The 13,304-nt window shown below is 31.0% G+C and carries 18 protein-coding genes; 3 read left to right on the forward strand and 15 right to left on the reverse strand.

The window, feature by feature from the left end:
* Nucleotides 1-2: 2 nt before the first annotated feature.
* From D2A34_RS00365 to D2A34_RS00380, 4 genes are all read right to left on the reverse strand, one after another.
* Nucleotides 3-1,721 (reverse strand): ABC transporter ATP-binding protein, encoded by a 1,719-nt coding sequence (locus D2A34_RS00365; RefSeq protein ID WP_119365392.1) that lies wholly within the window; start codon nucleotides 1,719-1,721, stop codon nucleotides 3-5.
* A gap of 34 nt (nucleotides 1,722-1,755) precedes the next feature.
* The gene (locus tag D2A34_RS00370) at nucleotides 1,756-2,430 is read right to left on the reverse strand and encodes a FadR/GntR family transcriptional regulator (protein WP_079438421.1); all 675 of its coding nucleotides are present in this window, start codon (nucleotides 2,428-2,430) and stop codon (nucleotides 1,756-1,758) included.
* A 200-nt stretch (nucleotides 2,431-2,630) separates the two neighbouring features.
* A complete protein-coding gene (locus D2A34_RS00375; RefSeq protein ID WP_119365393.1) occupies nucleotides 2,631-3,407 on the reverse strand; it encodes an EFR1 family ferrodoxin in 777 nt (258 codons plus the stop codon).
* 87 nt (nucleotides 3,408-3,494) lie between these two features.
* Nucleotides 3,495-3,839 (reverse strand): winged helix-turn-helix transcriptional regulator, encoded by a 345-nt coding sequence (locus D2A34_RS00380; protein WP_119365394.1) that lies wholly within the window; start codon nucleotides 3,837-3,839, stop codon nucleotides 3,495-3,497.
* A 122-nt stretch (nucleotides 3,840-3,961) separates the two neighbouring features.
* Here D2A34_RS00380 and D2A34_RS00385 point away from each other — a divergent pair, with 122 nt between their 5' ends.
* Complete coding sequence (locus D2A34_RS00385; RefSeq protein ID WP_341467229.1) at nucleotides 3,962-5,026, forward strand: oxidoreductase; 1,065 nt, start codon at nucleotides 3,962-3,964, stop codon at nucleotides 5,024-5,026.
* Nucleotides 5,027-5,141: 115 nt separating this feature from the next.
* Here D2A34_RS00385 and D2A34_RS00390 read toward each other — a convergent pair whose 3' ends face one another.
* The gene (locus D2A34_RS00390; RefSeq protein ID WP_079438425.1) at nucleotides 5,142-5,729 is read right to left on the reverse strand and encodes an isochorismatase family protein; all 588 of its coding nucleotides are present in this window, start codon (nucleotides 5,727-5,729) and stop codon (nucleotides 5,142-5,144) included.
* Nucleotides 5,730-5,762: 33 nt separating this feature from the next.
* Entirely contained in the window at nucleotides 5,763-6,959 is a 1,197-nt protein-coding gene (locus tag D2A34_RS00395; protein ID WP_079438426.1) for a multidrug efflux MFS transporter, read from the reverse strand.
* A 272-nt stretch (nucleotides 6,960-7,231) separates the two neighbouring features.
* On the opposite strand from D2A34_RS00395, the gene D2A34_RS00400 reads away from it, so the two are divergent.
* Entirely contained in the window at nucleotides 7,232-7,792 is a 561-nt protein-coding gene (locus tag D2A34_RS00400; RefSeq protein ID WP_119365396.1) for a TetR/AcrR family transcriptional regulator, read from the forward strand.
* 389 nt (nucleotides 7,793-8,181) lie between these two features.
* Here D2A34_RS00400 and D2A34_RS00405 read toward each other — a convergent pair whose 3' ends face one another.
* The 4 genes from D2A34_RS00405 to D2A34_RS26525 form a co-directional block, all read right to left on the reverse strand.
* Nucleotides 8,182-8,586 (reverse strand): FMN-binding protein, encoded by a 405-nt coding sequence (locus D2A34_RS00405; protein ID WP_119365397.1) that lies wholly within the window; start codon nucleotides 8,584-8,586, stop codon nucleotides 8,182-8,184.
* Between the two features lie 20 nt (nucleotides 8,587-8,606).
* On the reverse strand, nucleotides 8,607-9,134 hold the full coding sequence (locus D2A34_RS00410) for a GNAT family N-acetyltransferase (RefSeq protein WP_079438429.1): 528 nt from the start codon (nucleotides 9,132-9,134) through the stop codon (nucleotides 8,607-8,609).
* Nucleotides 9,135-9,289: 155 nt separating this feature from the next.
* Nucleotides 9,290-9,679, reverse strand: coding sequence for an ACT domain-containing protein (locus tag D2A34_RS00415; RefSeq protein WP_119365398.1), 390 nt, complete (start codon nucleotides 9,677-9,679; stop codon nucleotides 9,290-9,292).
* A 45-nt stretch (nucleotides 9,680-9,724) separates the two neighbouring features.
* Entirely contained in the window at nucleotides 9,725-9,877 is a 153-nt protein-coding gene (locus D2A34_RS26525; RefSeq protein WP_169896760.1) for a hypothetical protein, read from the reverse strand.
* 295 nt (nucleotides 9,878-10,172) lie between these two features.
* Here D2A34_RS26525 and D2A34_RS00420 point away from each other — a divergent pair, with 295 nt between their 5' ends.
* Complete coding sequence (locus tag D2A34_RS00420; RefSeq protein ID WP_119365399.1) at nucleotides 10,173-10,754, forward strand: sigma-70 family RNA polymerase sigma factor; 582 nt, start codon at nucleotides 10,173-10,175, stop codon at nucleotides 10,752-10,754.
* A 399-nt stretch (nucleotides 10,755-11,153) separates the two neighbouring features.
* On the opposite strand, the gene D2A34_RS00425 is transcribed toward D2A34_RS00420, so the two are convergent.
* The 5 genes from D2A34_RS00425 to D2A34_RS00445 all read right to left on the reverse strand — a co-directional run bounded on the left by D2A34_RS00425 (nucleotide 11,154) and on the right by D2A34_RS00445 (nucleotide 13,298).
* A complete protein-coding gene (locus D2A34_RS00425) occupies nucleotides 11,154-11,711 on the reverse strand; it encodes a TVP38/TMEM64 family protein (RefSeq protein ID WP_079438432.1) in 558 nt (185 codons plus the stop codon).
* 27 nt (nucleotides 11,712-11,738) lie between these two features.
* Complete coding sequence (locus D2A34_RS00430) at nucleotides 11,739-11,975, reverse strand: DUF2164 domain-containing protein (protein ID WP_079438433.1); 237 nt, start codon at nucleotides 11,973-11,975, stop codon at nucleotides 11,739-11,741.
* A 310-nt stretch (nucleotides 11,976-12,285) separates the two neighbouring features.
* Nucleotides 12,286-12,627, reverse strand: coding sequence for a Lin0368 family putative glycerol transporter subunit (locus D2A34_RS00435; protein WP_079438434.1), 342 nt, complete (start codon nucleotides 12,625-12,627; stop codon nucleotides 12,286-12,288).
* Between the two features lie 2 nt (nucleotides 12,628-12,629).
* Entirely contained in the window at nucleotides 12,630-13,061 is a 432-nt protein-coding gene (locus tag D2A34_RS00440; RefSeq protein WP_119365400.1) for a Lin0368 family putative glycerol transporter subunit, read from the reverse strand.
* A gap of 111 nt (nucleotides 13,062-13,172) precedes the next feature.
* Entirely contained in the window at nucleotides 13,173-13,298 is a 126-nt protein-coding gene (locus D2A34_RS00445; RefSeq protein WP_079438436.1) for a hypothetical protein, read from the reverse strand.
* Between the last annotated feature and the right edge of the window lie 6 nt (nucleotides 13,299-13,304).

A 13,304-nucleotide genomic window follows, 5' to 3' on the forward strand; every position in this document is an offset into this window, starting at 1 on the left:
TATTACACCTCCTTACTGCTCTCTATCTGAGTCCTATAGATATCTTGATATATTTCACAACTTTCTATAAGTTCATCATGAGTTCCATACCCAGCCTTAGTCCCATTATCCATTACTAAAATTTTATCGGCAAACATAGCAGTCCCACAGCGCTGAGTAATAGTAATTATAGTCTTATTTTCGAATTTAGAAATTAAATTCGCTCTAACCTTTGCCTCAGTAACTGCATCCAATGCACTAGTAGCATCATCTAATATAAGTACCGATGAGTCTTTAAGTATTCCACGTGCTATTGAAATACGTTGCTTTTGGCCTCCTGAAATATTCACCCCAGCACTTCCTAAAAGACTTTCATATCCTTCTTGCATCTTATAAATAAAATCTGCTTGCGCTCCATCTGCAGCCTGATGAACTATCTCGTTTGTAGCTTTACTATTTCCCCATCTAATATTCTCTGCAATAGAACCTGAAAAAAGCATCGGCTTTTGTGGTACAATAGCAATATTATCTCTTACACTCTCAACATTTATATCTCTAACATCATAACCATCAATCAATATTCTTCCTCTATTTACATCATAAAATCGCAAAAGCAACCAAGCTATTGTAGATTTGCCACTGCCTGTGGGTCCAATTATTGCTAAGCTTTGTCCTCTTTTTACAGAAAACGATAAATCCTTTATAGCAGGTATTCCACTTCCACTAGGATACGCAAATGTTACATTATCAAACTCAATATCCCCATTTAATTCTTTCTTTTCACCACTGTCAGTAAAATCTTCATCACAATCAAACACTTCTTTAATACGTGCAGTGGATGCCTTTGTCCTTACGAACACATTAAATACATTTGTTATCATGATTAATGATGTTAGTATTTGTGCCATGTAAATTGTAAATGCCGTAATATCACCCGGATTTGCAAGATTGGAAGAGAATAGCTTGCTCCCAGCAAAAATTGCAGCTACTGTTCCAACTCCAACAGCAAGTGTCATAAGTGGAGATATTAAAGTGACAATAATTTGAGATGCCACCCCTTTTTCCATTAAATTTATATTGGAACTTTCAAACTTATCTGTTTCTTTATCATATGTTCCAAACGCCTTAACTAAGCGAACCCCTATTAGATACTCTTGTATAACCGAATTCATCTTATCCATAGCATTTTGTAATTCATAGAAACGAGGATAACTTAATCTCATACTAACCATAATAAGGATAGCAACTATTGCAACAACACTGTAAATAATAAGACTTAGCCTAAAATTAAGAATAGTTGCTAAAATGATGCTCCCAACACATGTGATTGGTGCCTTCATAAAGATACGCATAATTCCATTAACAAACAATACAACTTGAGCTGTATCATTAGTCATACGCGTAATAAGAGAACCACTTTCAATTTTATCAGCACTTACTTCAGAGAAATACATAATTTTCCCAAATAAATCATAACGCAAATCTGCACCCATATGTTGAGATACCGTACTAGCTAAAATATTTCGCGTTATAGCAAAACAAGCTCCGATGGCAGTAACTATAAGCATAAGAATACCCCAATAGTATACTTTTGAAAGTGACCCCTGTTCAATTCCTGTATTAATTATATTTGACATAAGCGTTGGCCCCAGCAAATCACAAAATGCCTCCAGTGTAACACAAGTAACAGCTACTCCAAAAGGAAATTTATATTTTTTTAAATACTTACTGTATAAGTTCATATTGCTTATCAACTTCTCTCGTTAATTATATAATTTATTCTATTTCTAGCGCTTTTATAGCATGAAGTATGTGAATTTTCATTGCATTTCTTGCCCCTTCAGCATTTCTTGACTCCATAAACTCCATTATCATTTTGTGATCATTTACTGTATCCTTAACTGCTAATTCTTTTTCTTTTGATAAAACAACTCCCTTATCAATTGCTTGATAAATAACTGGCATCAATTTATTCATAAATTCGTTATGTGTTGCTTTAGCTATTGATTTGTGAAATGATTGCTCTACTTCTGTTCTATCCTCACCATTTTTGATTTTCTCTTCCACTTGCTTTCCTAAGCTTATTATACGCTTTAATTCCATATCACTTGCTCTTTTTGCAGCCAAATAGGCTGCTTCTGGTTCAAAAATAAGTCTCATTTCATATAAATCTTTTGCATTTGTTCTCGCTGATGTTAACAACTGAAATTCTTTACTATCAACACCATCTTTTTCTTTAACAAATGTGCCGCGTCCTCTTTGAATTTCTAATACACCGTTTGTTACAAGAACTCGAATAGCTTCTCTTAGCGTTGTTCTACTAACGTTTAATTCCTTAGACAAATCATTTTCATTCGGAAGCTTATCTCCATGCACAAATCTTTTTTCTATCGTTATCATAGTCAAAATATCATCTGCCACACTATCTGACAATCGTTTCTCTTTTGACATTCCAATCATCCTCCACATTTTTTTATTATAATAACACATAACTTGTTTAGTTTAAATAGGTTGTATGATGTCTTATTAATAGAACCCTTTAAGCTTATTTTCAAAGTCCTATGTAATAAACATGTATACAAACAAGTTAGATTCTCATCGCATAGCTCCATATCTTAATTTTTTTACTTGCTTCTAAAATCTTCCTATCTTTACCTATGAAATAATTCACTGGCTTTAATTTCAGGATGATGATATCTTCCTCTTTTTAAAGTACTTTTCTTGTATTGTATTGATTCTTTGGGACACCATTGCATGCATGCAAGACAAAGTTCACACTTATGCTTCCACTCTGGTTTTCCATCTACTATCGTAATATTATTTGCCGGACAAACTTTTAGGCATGTACCACATCCATTACAGGCTTCTGTTGTCCAAAAATTATTATCTTTTTCATTTGGCTTAAAAGTATTATATATCAATCCAATGACAGCTTTTTTTATTCCTCCGGCTCTATTAGTTGTATCAACTCGGCTTCCTTTTATACTTTCTGCTATTTTTACAACTTCTCTATTTAATATTTCAAATCGTTTCATTTGTTTTTCTTCTGACCATGGTGAATACATTACTTGATAGTTTCCTGGCATTTTAACTTTAAAGCCTGCAGAAAGAGATGCACCTTTCTTATTTAATATATCATCAATTTGGTTAAAAGATATTCCTGCGGTGCCCCCAAAAGTTGCTATTGCAAAAAAATATGCATCTTTGTTAACCTGTAGACTTTCTATAAACTTCTTTACCATTGCTGGTAGACCATTAAAATATATAGGATATACAAAACCTATCTTATCTGATGATGTGTCATTAGTTATAGATAAATTTTTCTCAGAAATTTGTATAATCTTTGAATCTTCCAATTGATTGCTTAAATCTTTTGCAATCTTTAATGAATTTCCTGTTCCACTGAAAAAATAAATTGTTGTACTCATAATAACCTCCAAATTTTATTATTAATAATATTCTCATTTAAATTATTATGTTTAAATATTACCTTTTATCCTCTTTCATTCTTTGAATTAGTGGCTCGGCCATACCTTTTTACCCCACTCGTTTATAATAACCAAGGCCGGTAACAAATCCTGGCAAGCATCCGTTAAGGAGTATTCTACATGAGGTGGAATTTTATTATACTCTGTTCTTTTTACAAGACCATGTTCTTCTAACGACTGCAAAGAACGAGTTAGCATAATATTAGTTATTCCAGGTATACTTCTCTTAAGTTCATTATATCTAATACTTTTCGCAGCTGATATTTTCCATATGATAGGCAGTTTCCACTTACCGCCAATCACCTCCAACGCGCGAGTAACCGGGCACATTTCAGAACAAACATGCTGTGTTTTTTTCAATGGTTCTTTCATAAGCATTTCCTCCAAGACTAAGGCACAAAAATGTGCGTACTTGTTATAATGTTTCTTGATAAAATATAATAATACCATACCAAAGAAATGGTAAAATGTAAATAAATCAGCTAAGTGGGAGTGTGGAATTTTTGAAAAGATTATTTTCGGAATTTAGTATTAAAGATGTAAAAATAAAAAACCGTATTTGTGTACCTCCAATGGTAATTGGATTTGGTCAAGATGGACATGTCTCACCAGAGAATGTTGACCGTTATAAAGAATTAGCTCAAGGTGGAGCTGGTCTTATAATTCAGGAAGCTACGTGTGTTAATTCTGATGGACTTTTATCAGTAAAGCAGCTTGGAATATGGAAAGATGATCAAATTGAAGGACTAAAAAATATAGTTGATACAGTTCATGCAGAAAATTGCAAAATATTTATTCAAATTCACCATGCAGGTGTTACTGGCATATCAGAAAATCCAATATGTCCAAGTCCTTATGAATATAATAATTTTGGTAGAAGTGCTGTAGGACGCGAAATGACTTATGAGGATATAAAATCTGTTCAAAATGATTATATTGAAGCTGCAAGAAGAGCTTATGAAGCTGGATATGATGGCATAGAACTCCATGGATGCCATGGTTACTTAATAAGCCAGTTTTTAAATACAAGAGTAAACAAAAGAACTGATGAATATGGATCAACTCCTGAAAAGTTTGTTATAGAGATACTAGATGGAATCAGAAAAGTAACTCCAGGGGAATTCGTAGTTGGAATTCGTTTAGGAGGATTTGAACCAACTATAGAAGATGGAATACATTATGCTAAAGTATTAGATAAAAACGGAATAGATTTCCTTGATGTATCTTACGGATTTTTTAGTGAACAAGAAATTCATGTAAGTGAAGGTTACAAATATTCTAATGCTGTATATGCTGCAGAAAAAATCAAGAAAGAAGTATCTATTCCAGTATTTGCAGTTAATGGAATCAATTCGTCTGAAATTGCAGAAGAAATACTAAATGAAACAAATGTTGATATTGTTGATATTGGTAAGGGAATTCTTATAAATCCTGACTGGGCGAATTACGCAAAGGAAGGTAAAGACACAGGAAAATGCCTAAATTGCACAAAATGCATGTGGTTTGGCCAATCTAAGGTTTGCCCCGGAAAAGTTATATTTGATAAAAATAATAAATAGATATTCTAAAAATGCTTAGTAATTTGTCTTACTAAGCATTTATTTGAATCTCATAAAATATTTTAGATATACGATTCATATGAATTGTATCTTTCTTGTCGCATATATTTAGTTATTATTTTAATGATGAAATTACTTCTTCACTCGTCCTCATTTTTCCTATTTTAGGAAAGATATATTTACAAACATAATCATGTTCTTCTTTTGTTCCAGCTGTCATTGCTTCTTCTACAAAGATTTGATTATATCCATGTTGGTAAGCTTCCCTTGCTGTTGTATCTACACCTATACTAGTAGAAATTCCGCATAGTACAATAGTATCAATACCACGACGTCTTAATTGTAAATCCAGCTCAGTACCATGAAACGCCCCCCACTGTCTTTTAGTTATAGTAATTGCATTTTTATCTTCTATTTCAGGTACAAATCTATCCCATCCTTCTGAGAATTTTACTGAATTACTCGCTGAATCTGTTTCTGGTTTAATCATATCCTTTCCATCTATGGATGAAACTCTCACAAGTACTACAAGAGCTCCTTTATTACTAAATGCCTTAATTAAATTACTTGCTTTCTCTACAACCTCTGCACCAGAATGAGGTAAACGAGGACTGTTAACAATACCATTTTGTAAATCTATAACTACTAGTGCAGTCCTCTTCGAATTAATAAGTTCATTCCCTACTAATTTTAAATCTTTCATTTTTTTATCTCCTTTTCATATTAATCTATTTTGTTAATATTGCTTTATATTTACTTTCTTATATACTTTTAAATATACTAACACTGCATTAATCAATAGCAGTATACTTGTAACAAAAAACACATATTTCACTCCTAAATGACCTGCGACCTGTCCACCAAGAACTGAACCAGCAAAAACACCTAAATACGCGGCTGACATGCTAAAACCAAATACTCTACCAGTGATAGAAGTAGGTGTAATTTTCTTAACTAATATATTAACAGAAGGATTAAGTCCGCCTGCTGTAAGTCCCAATAAAAATCTGAGTCCCATCAACTGCCAAGTATTTTTCACAAAAGCTTGTGGTATAAAAATAATTCCGGCTATTATAAGGCATACTAGCATAACTTTATGTGCCCCAATTTTATCAGATAGCCGTCCAAGCCTTGGAGCTGCAAGTATATTAGCAAAGCCTGAAGCCGAGAAGGTTATTCCTGCCATTAATGCAACGTGACTCATCTCACTGGATAATTGAGAAACATAAATTGTAACTATTGGTTCGACTGAATACATTGCCACAGATAATATAAAGAAAGTTATAAATAAAGTAACAGTTAAACCTTTTTCAGGAACAATTCCCCATACTTCCTTAACACTTAAAACTTTACTATCTTGACGATTAAAAGATTCTTTTACAAACAATGCAGTAGTAATAAATGCAATTAACATCATTCCACCTGTTATGAAAAACACATTCTGCAAACCAAAGGTTTCTCCTACAAACCCGCCTATTGTTGGTCCTAGTAAAGAACCTGTAATATTAGCTGTTGAGAGAGTACCTAAAGCATATCCTGCATTTTCCTTATCTGTCTGAGTAGCAATCAATGTGGTGCAGGCTGTACCATAACCTGTAATGACTCCCTGTAATAATCTTAGACCTATAAGAACATACACATTTGATGCAAAGCCCATACAACTTATAATTACAGCCATACCAAGACTTGCCCGTAGCAGCATCGGCTTTCTTCCAAATTTATCAGCAGCATGTCCCCAAATTGGTGAAAAAATTGCAGAAATTATAAATGTAACACCAAAAGCAATTCCTGAAAGTTGTGCAATAAAAGCTGTATCTTTAATTCCCAGATGTTGTATATATAAAGGTAAAACTGGAGCAATTTGACTCATTCCTATACCCGTCACAAACATTCCAAACCAGCAAACTATTAAATTCCTTTTCCACAATTTCATGAACAATCTCCTTTCTTTTGTTATGAAATATAAATTTACAAACTATAGAAAATAACATACTATTGTATTTATTTTTATAACAACTCTATTAAAACTAAACACAAGTATAGAAAGAAATACACCAAAGTATGTTGTAGTTCATTTCAATATACTTTCTAATATAATAATAAACTATAAATTATAGTTTGTAAATTATGATTTATAGTTTGATAAATATGATTTCTAATGTTAAACTATTCTCATATATTGAAATTACTAGGAGTGGTATACATATGCAAAAAAGAAATTTAACTAAAGAAAAAATTATTCAAGCTACTTTTTCATTAGCTGATGACATCGGTCTTAATGAAGTTACATTTCCTAAAATTGCTGATAAGCTTGGCATAAAATACCCATCTTTATATAATCATTTTAGTAATATAAATAATCTAAAAATAGAGATGACAATATATTTTTTAAAAGAGTTAAATTTAAAGCTAATGCAGAGATTAATCGGTAAAAGTGGCGAAGATGCCATTCGTGAATATGCGTATGTTTACAGAGATTTTGCTTTTAAAAATAAGACAGCTTATGGACTTTTTGTAAATATCCCAAGCACTAAAGATGAAGAAGTTCTACGTTTGGCAAAAGAGACCAATAATATTATCCATCAAATTTTAGATTTTTATATTAAAGATAAAACTTTATTAATACATAAAAGTCGAGCATTAAGAAGTGCTTTACACGGATTCGTATCTTTATATTCATTTGGATATTTTCACGGTGAAGCAGATTTAGAAGATAGTTTTCACTTTATGATTGATGATTATATTTCCTCACTTTCAGGAAAATAAAATATGTTCTCTTTAAACGCACTTCTATCTAATACTTACACTTATGCAATAAACTCATCGAAATGAGTAGCATACTTTTGTTCCAGTTTCCAAGGAAATTTACTCATTAGATGAACATATTTACAAATTTACTAGAACTTTAAGTTGATATCTTCACCAGAAATCATAAACATTTTTGTGAAGAAAACATTTAAAAATGAGCTGTCAAAGGCTCTTAGTTGAAGGTTGTTCCACTTTAGCTTGTCACACCAAAGGTGGGAGCATGCTGAAATGGTGCAACCTTCAACTTAGAGCCTTCAGCGATATTTTTGTAGTTTTCGGAATAAAAATGTTTATGATTTCGGTAAGTTACATCATGAATCTAAGTTTTATATTGGATATCTATAGTTTTATTTTTGACTAGAAGCTAATGCATTTTCAATAGCTTTTAAAATTGTTTTACTACTATTTGTTGCTCCTGAAATAGTATCCACTTTCAAACTTTGAGCTTTGACCACCATCTCTGGAATGATTTCTGCAGGTTTTCCTCTGCCGTTTTTATGTTCTAATAAGTCTACCTCTTCAATCTTATGATCTTTAACTGTAACTGAAACTTTTGCACTAATTAAATCAGCATCATAGGTACCAATATATTTTCCATCTGAAATCTTTGATAAATCTACATTATTGATTGTTAATTCCTTAATTGCTTTTTGATAATTTTTGACAGAGATTAAATATTTTCCTCCAGCTATAACACCAATTATAAATATAATACAGATTGAACTTAATATTATTTTTTTCTTTTTTGACATGGTTAAAAATCCCCTCAAATTTATAGTAATTTTTCATATAACTTAAACCAATCTAATCCGTAGTTTCCAAGACCCAAATCAACTGTATCTACATACTTAAATCCACATTCTTCATAAAGCCTTATGGCTGGCACGTTGCCTTCATAAACATCTAATCTAATTGATCTAGCCTTTAGCTTCACACCATGTTCAATAGAAAAATCTATTAACGCCTTACCTACACCACACTTTAAAAACTTAGGATGTACAGCAAATGTATGTATAACAATAACATCTGAATAATCAGATTCAAATTCCCACTTAGCTTTATAGTAGGCTGGTTCAGGTTTGTTACTCAAAATAATAGTTCCAATAATCTTTCCATCATATTTTGCTACATATAGATTACCAGTTTTCACTCCATCAATTGCATTTTGACGAACTGGATATGCATCTTTCCTCCATCCAGGGTAGTTTATTCCTTTATTCAAATAATCATTCAAATCATTATATAGTTGCTCTAATTCATCAATTTCATCTTCAGTTCCCAAATCAAAAGTGATGTACATCAATTCCTCCCCAATCTATGCAAATTATATATTCTACTTCTTTACTTTAATAATCTAATTCGTACATATTATGTAAGTACAATATTATTTGCGGCCCTAACGACTTCTTGAAAAAATACTTTATATCAAGATATCCCCATCGTCTAAATTATCTCTTACACTAGAACCTCATACCCCTCTTTAAGAAGCGACTCAATCCCATTGTCTAAATCACTACTCTTAACGAGGATATAATCTGTATCATATGTTGAAATAGCAAATATACTTATTTTATTATTTGCTAACACTGTACTTATTGAAGAAAGAATTCCAATTAGAGAAAAATCTAAGGGCCCTTCTATTTTTAATACTCTCCAATTCTTCTCACACTGTATATCAATTGGAATATCCTCTTGACTACATACGATTGATAACTCTTCATTAGTTTTTGTTATTGAAAAGAAATCACTTTTTTGAGCCCATTCAGGAATTAATTCATTTTTGTCCAATCTACATACTCCATATATATCTTTAAGTAGCCTCATTGATAATATTTTTTCCACCATATTTTTCATCCTTTCTTTTGAATACATTTAATAATTGTTTTGTACCTATAAATCCTTCTTAGTCTTTTCCTCTATATAAATATCAAGTGCTTTTATTCCTCTATTTGCAAGCTTCACAAATAAAACAAATCCATAAATTGATATTCCAAACATACCTAGTATTAGTATTATATTAATCAAACTAAATACTGTCATCATAAACTTTCCTCCTAATCACTTATTTGCATAATAACCATTCTTAATATTTATTCCTACGCTATTTTATAATATTTATACTTATTATAACTCTATTTCCTGATTTTTCATAAAACAATTAATTAAGATTTCTAAATTATACAACTTTATATTCAGCAATATAATCCTTTGTTAAATACTATATAAGCTTTAAACAAAACTATAGGTTTTCTATAAGAATTAAAGTTTATACACCTTTAGACTATATATATAGGTATTTTGATACTTACTATTTAGTTTTTATATTTAGGAGGTATATATGGATTATAAATACATTGAAAGTTTAGTTTTAAGATCTAAAAACGGTGATCCAATTTCTAAAGAAGAATTAGCTAAAGAGTTTCGCCCATTGATATTAAATATCGTTAAAAGAACTTTTCTTCATGGCTATGATAACGAAGATATACAAAATGAATGCTATAGAACACTTTTTAAATGTTTATCTATGTATGATTTAGAACGGCATAGATTTGTTGCTTATGCAAGTAATGCAATAAAAAATAATATTAATGATTTGATTAAAAGAGTTAAAAACAGAAGTCCAATTGAAGGTTCCGAAGCACTCACTTTATCTGATAATTTAGAACATAACCTCTCATCTAAAGGCGATAGCCTTGAAGAAGTTCTTTGCAGTGAATCTGATTATGAATTATTAAAAATTGCAATTAATTCCTTAAACAAAGAAGAAAAAGAATTGATTATATTTATCTTCTATAAAAATAATACAGTTTCAGCTTATGCCGCTTTAAAGAATATGCCTTACTCAACAGTAAATAGAAAGAAAGCCGTTACTTTAATGAAATTAAGTAAGTACTTTATAGATACCCAACACATAATTTAGACTTATGCGTATAACTCACCGAAATAAGAAACATACTTTTGTTCCAGTTTCTAGTTGAGATATTTTTCAAAGAATAAGTTTAAGTCTTAAATTGGATATCTATGTAGATAAACCAGTTATAAGTTTGATTTATGCTTTGAAATATATACTATACCAGAAAGAATGGGTACTCTTTTGTGCAGTGTTTTATTGAGAATTTGGCTGTAGGATTTCTTCAGCCGAAGTTGTTCCATTCGAGCTTGTCATTTGCTTGCCAAAGGAGCATGCTCAAATGGGCACAACTTCTGCTGGTAGAAATCCACAGCCAAATTCTCTAGAAACCGAAACAACAGAGTACCCGTTCTTTCGGTGAGTTATATACATAAATCTAAATTACATATTGTTTATCTATGATATTTTTTATTTATAATTTTTACCTCTAAGAGTAATAAGCATTAACAGCAATCCAGTAATTGTCATAATCAACCTTAACCAATTATCATAAATATTTATTACATCATAACTAAGAAGAGCTTCTATTGCTATTGATGGAATTTTTCCTATAAAAGTCGCGATAATAAATATCCCACCACTTACATTACTTATTGAAGCCGATAATGTTATGACACCAGATGGTATAAATGGAATCAATCTTCCTTGAAATATTAATAAACCAGCCTTTTTCCCATTACTATTTACTATCTGAGAAATCAATTTATATTTATCTGTTAATTTTTCTATTCTCCTCTTAAAGCCTAACCTATAAATTTTAAAAGTAATATATGCGCCTAGTGATTCACCAATCAAAGATAATAAAAAACCTTCCACAGGTCCGAAGAACAGTATGTTAGCTCCTGTTACAAATACGGATGGCAATATTCCTAAAAGTGAAATCATTATACTAATAAAAATACTTATAGGAATTGCCATAGAGCTGTTATTTTTTAAAATCTCTAGAATTTCACTTATACTGAACATAACTTTCTCCTATGTATTTCAAAGCAGCTAATATTTTTGTATTGAAAGTAAATCATCAATACTTCTATTCATATAATTATAAGAATCATATATTCCTTGATTATAGAATTCCGTGGCTAGCTCATCAATTATGAAATCTAAAATCTTTCCTGATGCTAGATCTCCTAATTCCTCATCTCTTTCATCACAGAAATAATTTTTTATTGCAGAAATCATATCCTCTCTTTTCTCTTTACTTAATTGTATCTTATTTTTATCACTCACTTAAAGCCCTCCATGTAATTTAAGATAGAAGTATTTTCTTATTAATAAATTATAACATATCCCTAGTAAACTTATCTAAATCGATAACAAAAAAATAAAACTAGGGTTTAATTTAAAACCCTAGCTTTATTTTTCAGAAAGACAAGTTGTACTATGGGGACTTTAAAATCATTTTCGGAGTAATCCTAAAATATTATTATTAAAATCATTGTCCATGAGAACCACCTCTTTCATATATTATTGTGCACAATATCAGCTTAAATATGCAAACAAAATTTTTTAATATATGTAAAAACATAAGTATCATTACCTACATAATATATAAAAGTATAATCCCACTAATAACTCCACCAATTACAGCTGATCCCAAATTTGTAAATGACTTTTTAACTTTTCCTCCTGTTACAGCTGATGCAGTAAAAGCACCAACCGCAGCCGCCAGCCCCATATCTATCCATCCACTACTCCCCTGCTGTATCAAGTGATTTTTCATTCCATGGTCTAATATCCAAATTGTCCCTACCACAGTTATAGCCGCTAAAAAACCACCTATTGCTCCAAGTTTATTTACAAACCTTCCCCATAAAAGTCTAATGAAAAATGGCAGTAAAAAAGCTCCCATTATTGTTGTAAAAATAGCTTGTCCGGACATAATTACACCTCCAACTTTCCATCTACTAATTCTATATGTACACTCTCTAGACTTTCTTTTTTAGGTTTGATTTCTATAGTGCCTTTTTCCATTATATGCTTTTCCATTAGTACCGCCATATATCCACCTAAGGCTGCACCAATTACTACATATAATAATGTTGGAACTGAATTTATTAATGATTCAGAGCCATTCACCATATAATTTTTTGCTATTAAACCAATTGCTACCCCCAATCCCATGTCAACAAATGCTGAATCATTATCATGTTTAATTAATCCTATATAATGATTCACACACCACATCGATCCAGTAAGAAAAAACGCAGCCCCATATGTCCCAAAAAGTCCAAATTCATCAAGAAAAATTCCCCATAATCCGTTTATAACAGTTGCTGCCAAAAAATATCCAAAAGTATTTCTCAAAAATCTCATTATTATCCCCCTATTACTCTTTGGTCAACTACTAACTCTAATTTTTTTAATCATGTTAGCATCTATTTTTCTTATCTATTATTCCTAAAAGCTCAAGATGTTCATATAAACTCACAAAATCTTTTTAATCCATATCTCTCTACTTGAAACTAACTTCATAGTTATATATGCCAATTCTATTAAACTAACATTTAAATTCAATTCTTTTTTAACTACGTTTATCATTTCTTTTGCCATTTGATA

The sequence above is a fragment of the Clostridium chromiireducens genome (genome assembly GCF_003575225.1).
GTDB classification, from domain to species: Bacteria; Bacillota; Clostridia; order Clostridiales; family Clostridiaceae; genus Clostridium; species Clostridium chromiireducens.

Excerpts from the sequence above, each read along its gene's own strand:
- D2A34_RS00365 (WP_119365392.1), bottom strand. The coding sequence starts at position 1,721 with ATGAACTTATACAGTAAGTATTTAAAAAAATATAAATTTCCTTTTGGA.
- D2A34_RS00370 (WP_079438421.1), bottom strand. The coding sequence starts at position 2,430 with ATGTCAAAAGAGAAACGATTGTCAGATAGTGTGGCAGATGATATTTTG.
- D2A34_RS00375 (WP_119365393.1), bottom strand. The coding sequence starts at position 3,407 with ATGAGTACAACAATTTATTTTTTCAGTGGAACAGGAAATTCATTAAAG.
- D2A34_RS00380 (WP_119365394.1), bottom strand. The coding sequence starts at position 3,839 with ATGAAAGAACCATTGAAAAAAACACAGCATGTTTGTTCTGAAATGTGC.
- D2A34_RS00390 (WP_079438425.1), bottom strand. The coding sequence starts at position 5,729 with ATGAAAGATTTAAAATTAGTAGGGAATGAACTTATTAATTCGAAGAGG.
- D2A34_RS00395 (WP_079438426.1), bottom strand. The coding sequence starts at position 6,959 with ATGAAATTGTGGAAAAGGAATTTAATAGTTTGCTGGTTTGGAATGTTT.
- D2A34_RS00400 (WP_119365396.1), top strand. The coding sequence starts at position 7,232 with ATGCAAAAAAGAAATTTAACTAAAGAAAAAATTATTCAAGCTACTTTT.
- D2A34_RS00405 (WP_119365397.1), bottom strand. The coding sequence starts at position 8,586 with ATGTCAAAAAAGAAAAAAATAATATTAAGTTCAATCTGTATTATATTT.
- D2A34_RS00410 (WP_079438429.1), bottom strand. The coding sequence starts at position 9,134 with ATGTACATCACTTTTGATTTGGGAACTGAAGATGAAATTGATGAATTA.
- D2A34_RS00415 (WP_119365398.1), bottom strand. The coding sequence starts at position 9,679 with ATGGTGGAAAAAATATTATCAATGAGGCTACTTAAAGATATATATGGA.
- D2A34_RS26525 (WP_169896760.1), bottom strand. The coding sequence starts at position 9,877 with ATGATGACAGTATTTAGTTTGATTAATATAATACTAATACTAGGTATG.
- D2A34_RS00420 (WP_119365399.1), top strand. The coding sequence starts at position 10,173 with ATGGATTATAAATACATTGAAAGTTTAGTTTTAAGATCTAAAAACGGT.
- D2A34_RS00425 (WP_079438432.1), bottom strand. The coding sequence starts at position 11,711 with ATGTTCAGTATAAGTGAAATTCTAGAGATTTTAAAAAATAACAGCTCT.
- D2A34_RS00435 (WP_079438434.1), bottom strand. The coding sequence starts at position 12,627 with ATGTCCGGACAAGCTATTTTTACAACAATAATGGGAGCTTTTTTACTG.
- D2A34_RS00440 (WP_119365400.1), bottom strand. The coding sequence starts at position 13,061 with ATGAGATTTTTGAGAAATACTTTTGGATATTTTTTGGCAGCAACTGTT.
- D2A34_RS00445 (WP_079438436.1), bottom strand. The coding sequence starts at position 13,298 with ATGGCAAAAGAAATGATAAACGTAGTTAAAAAAGAATTGAATTTAAAT.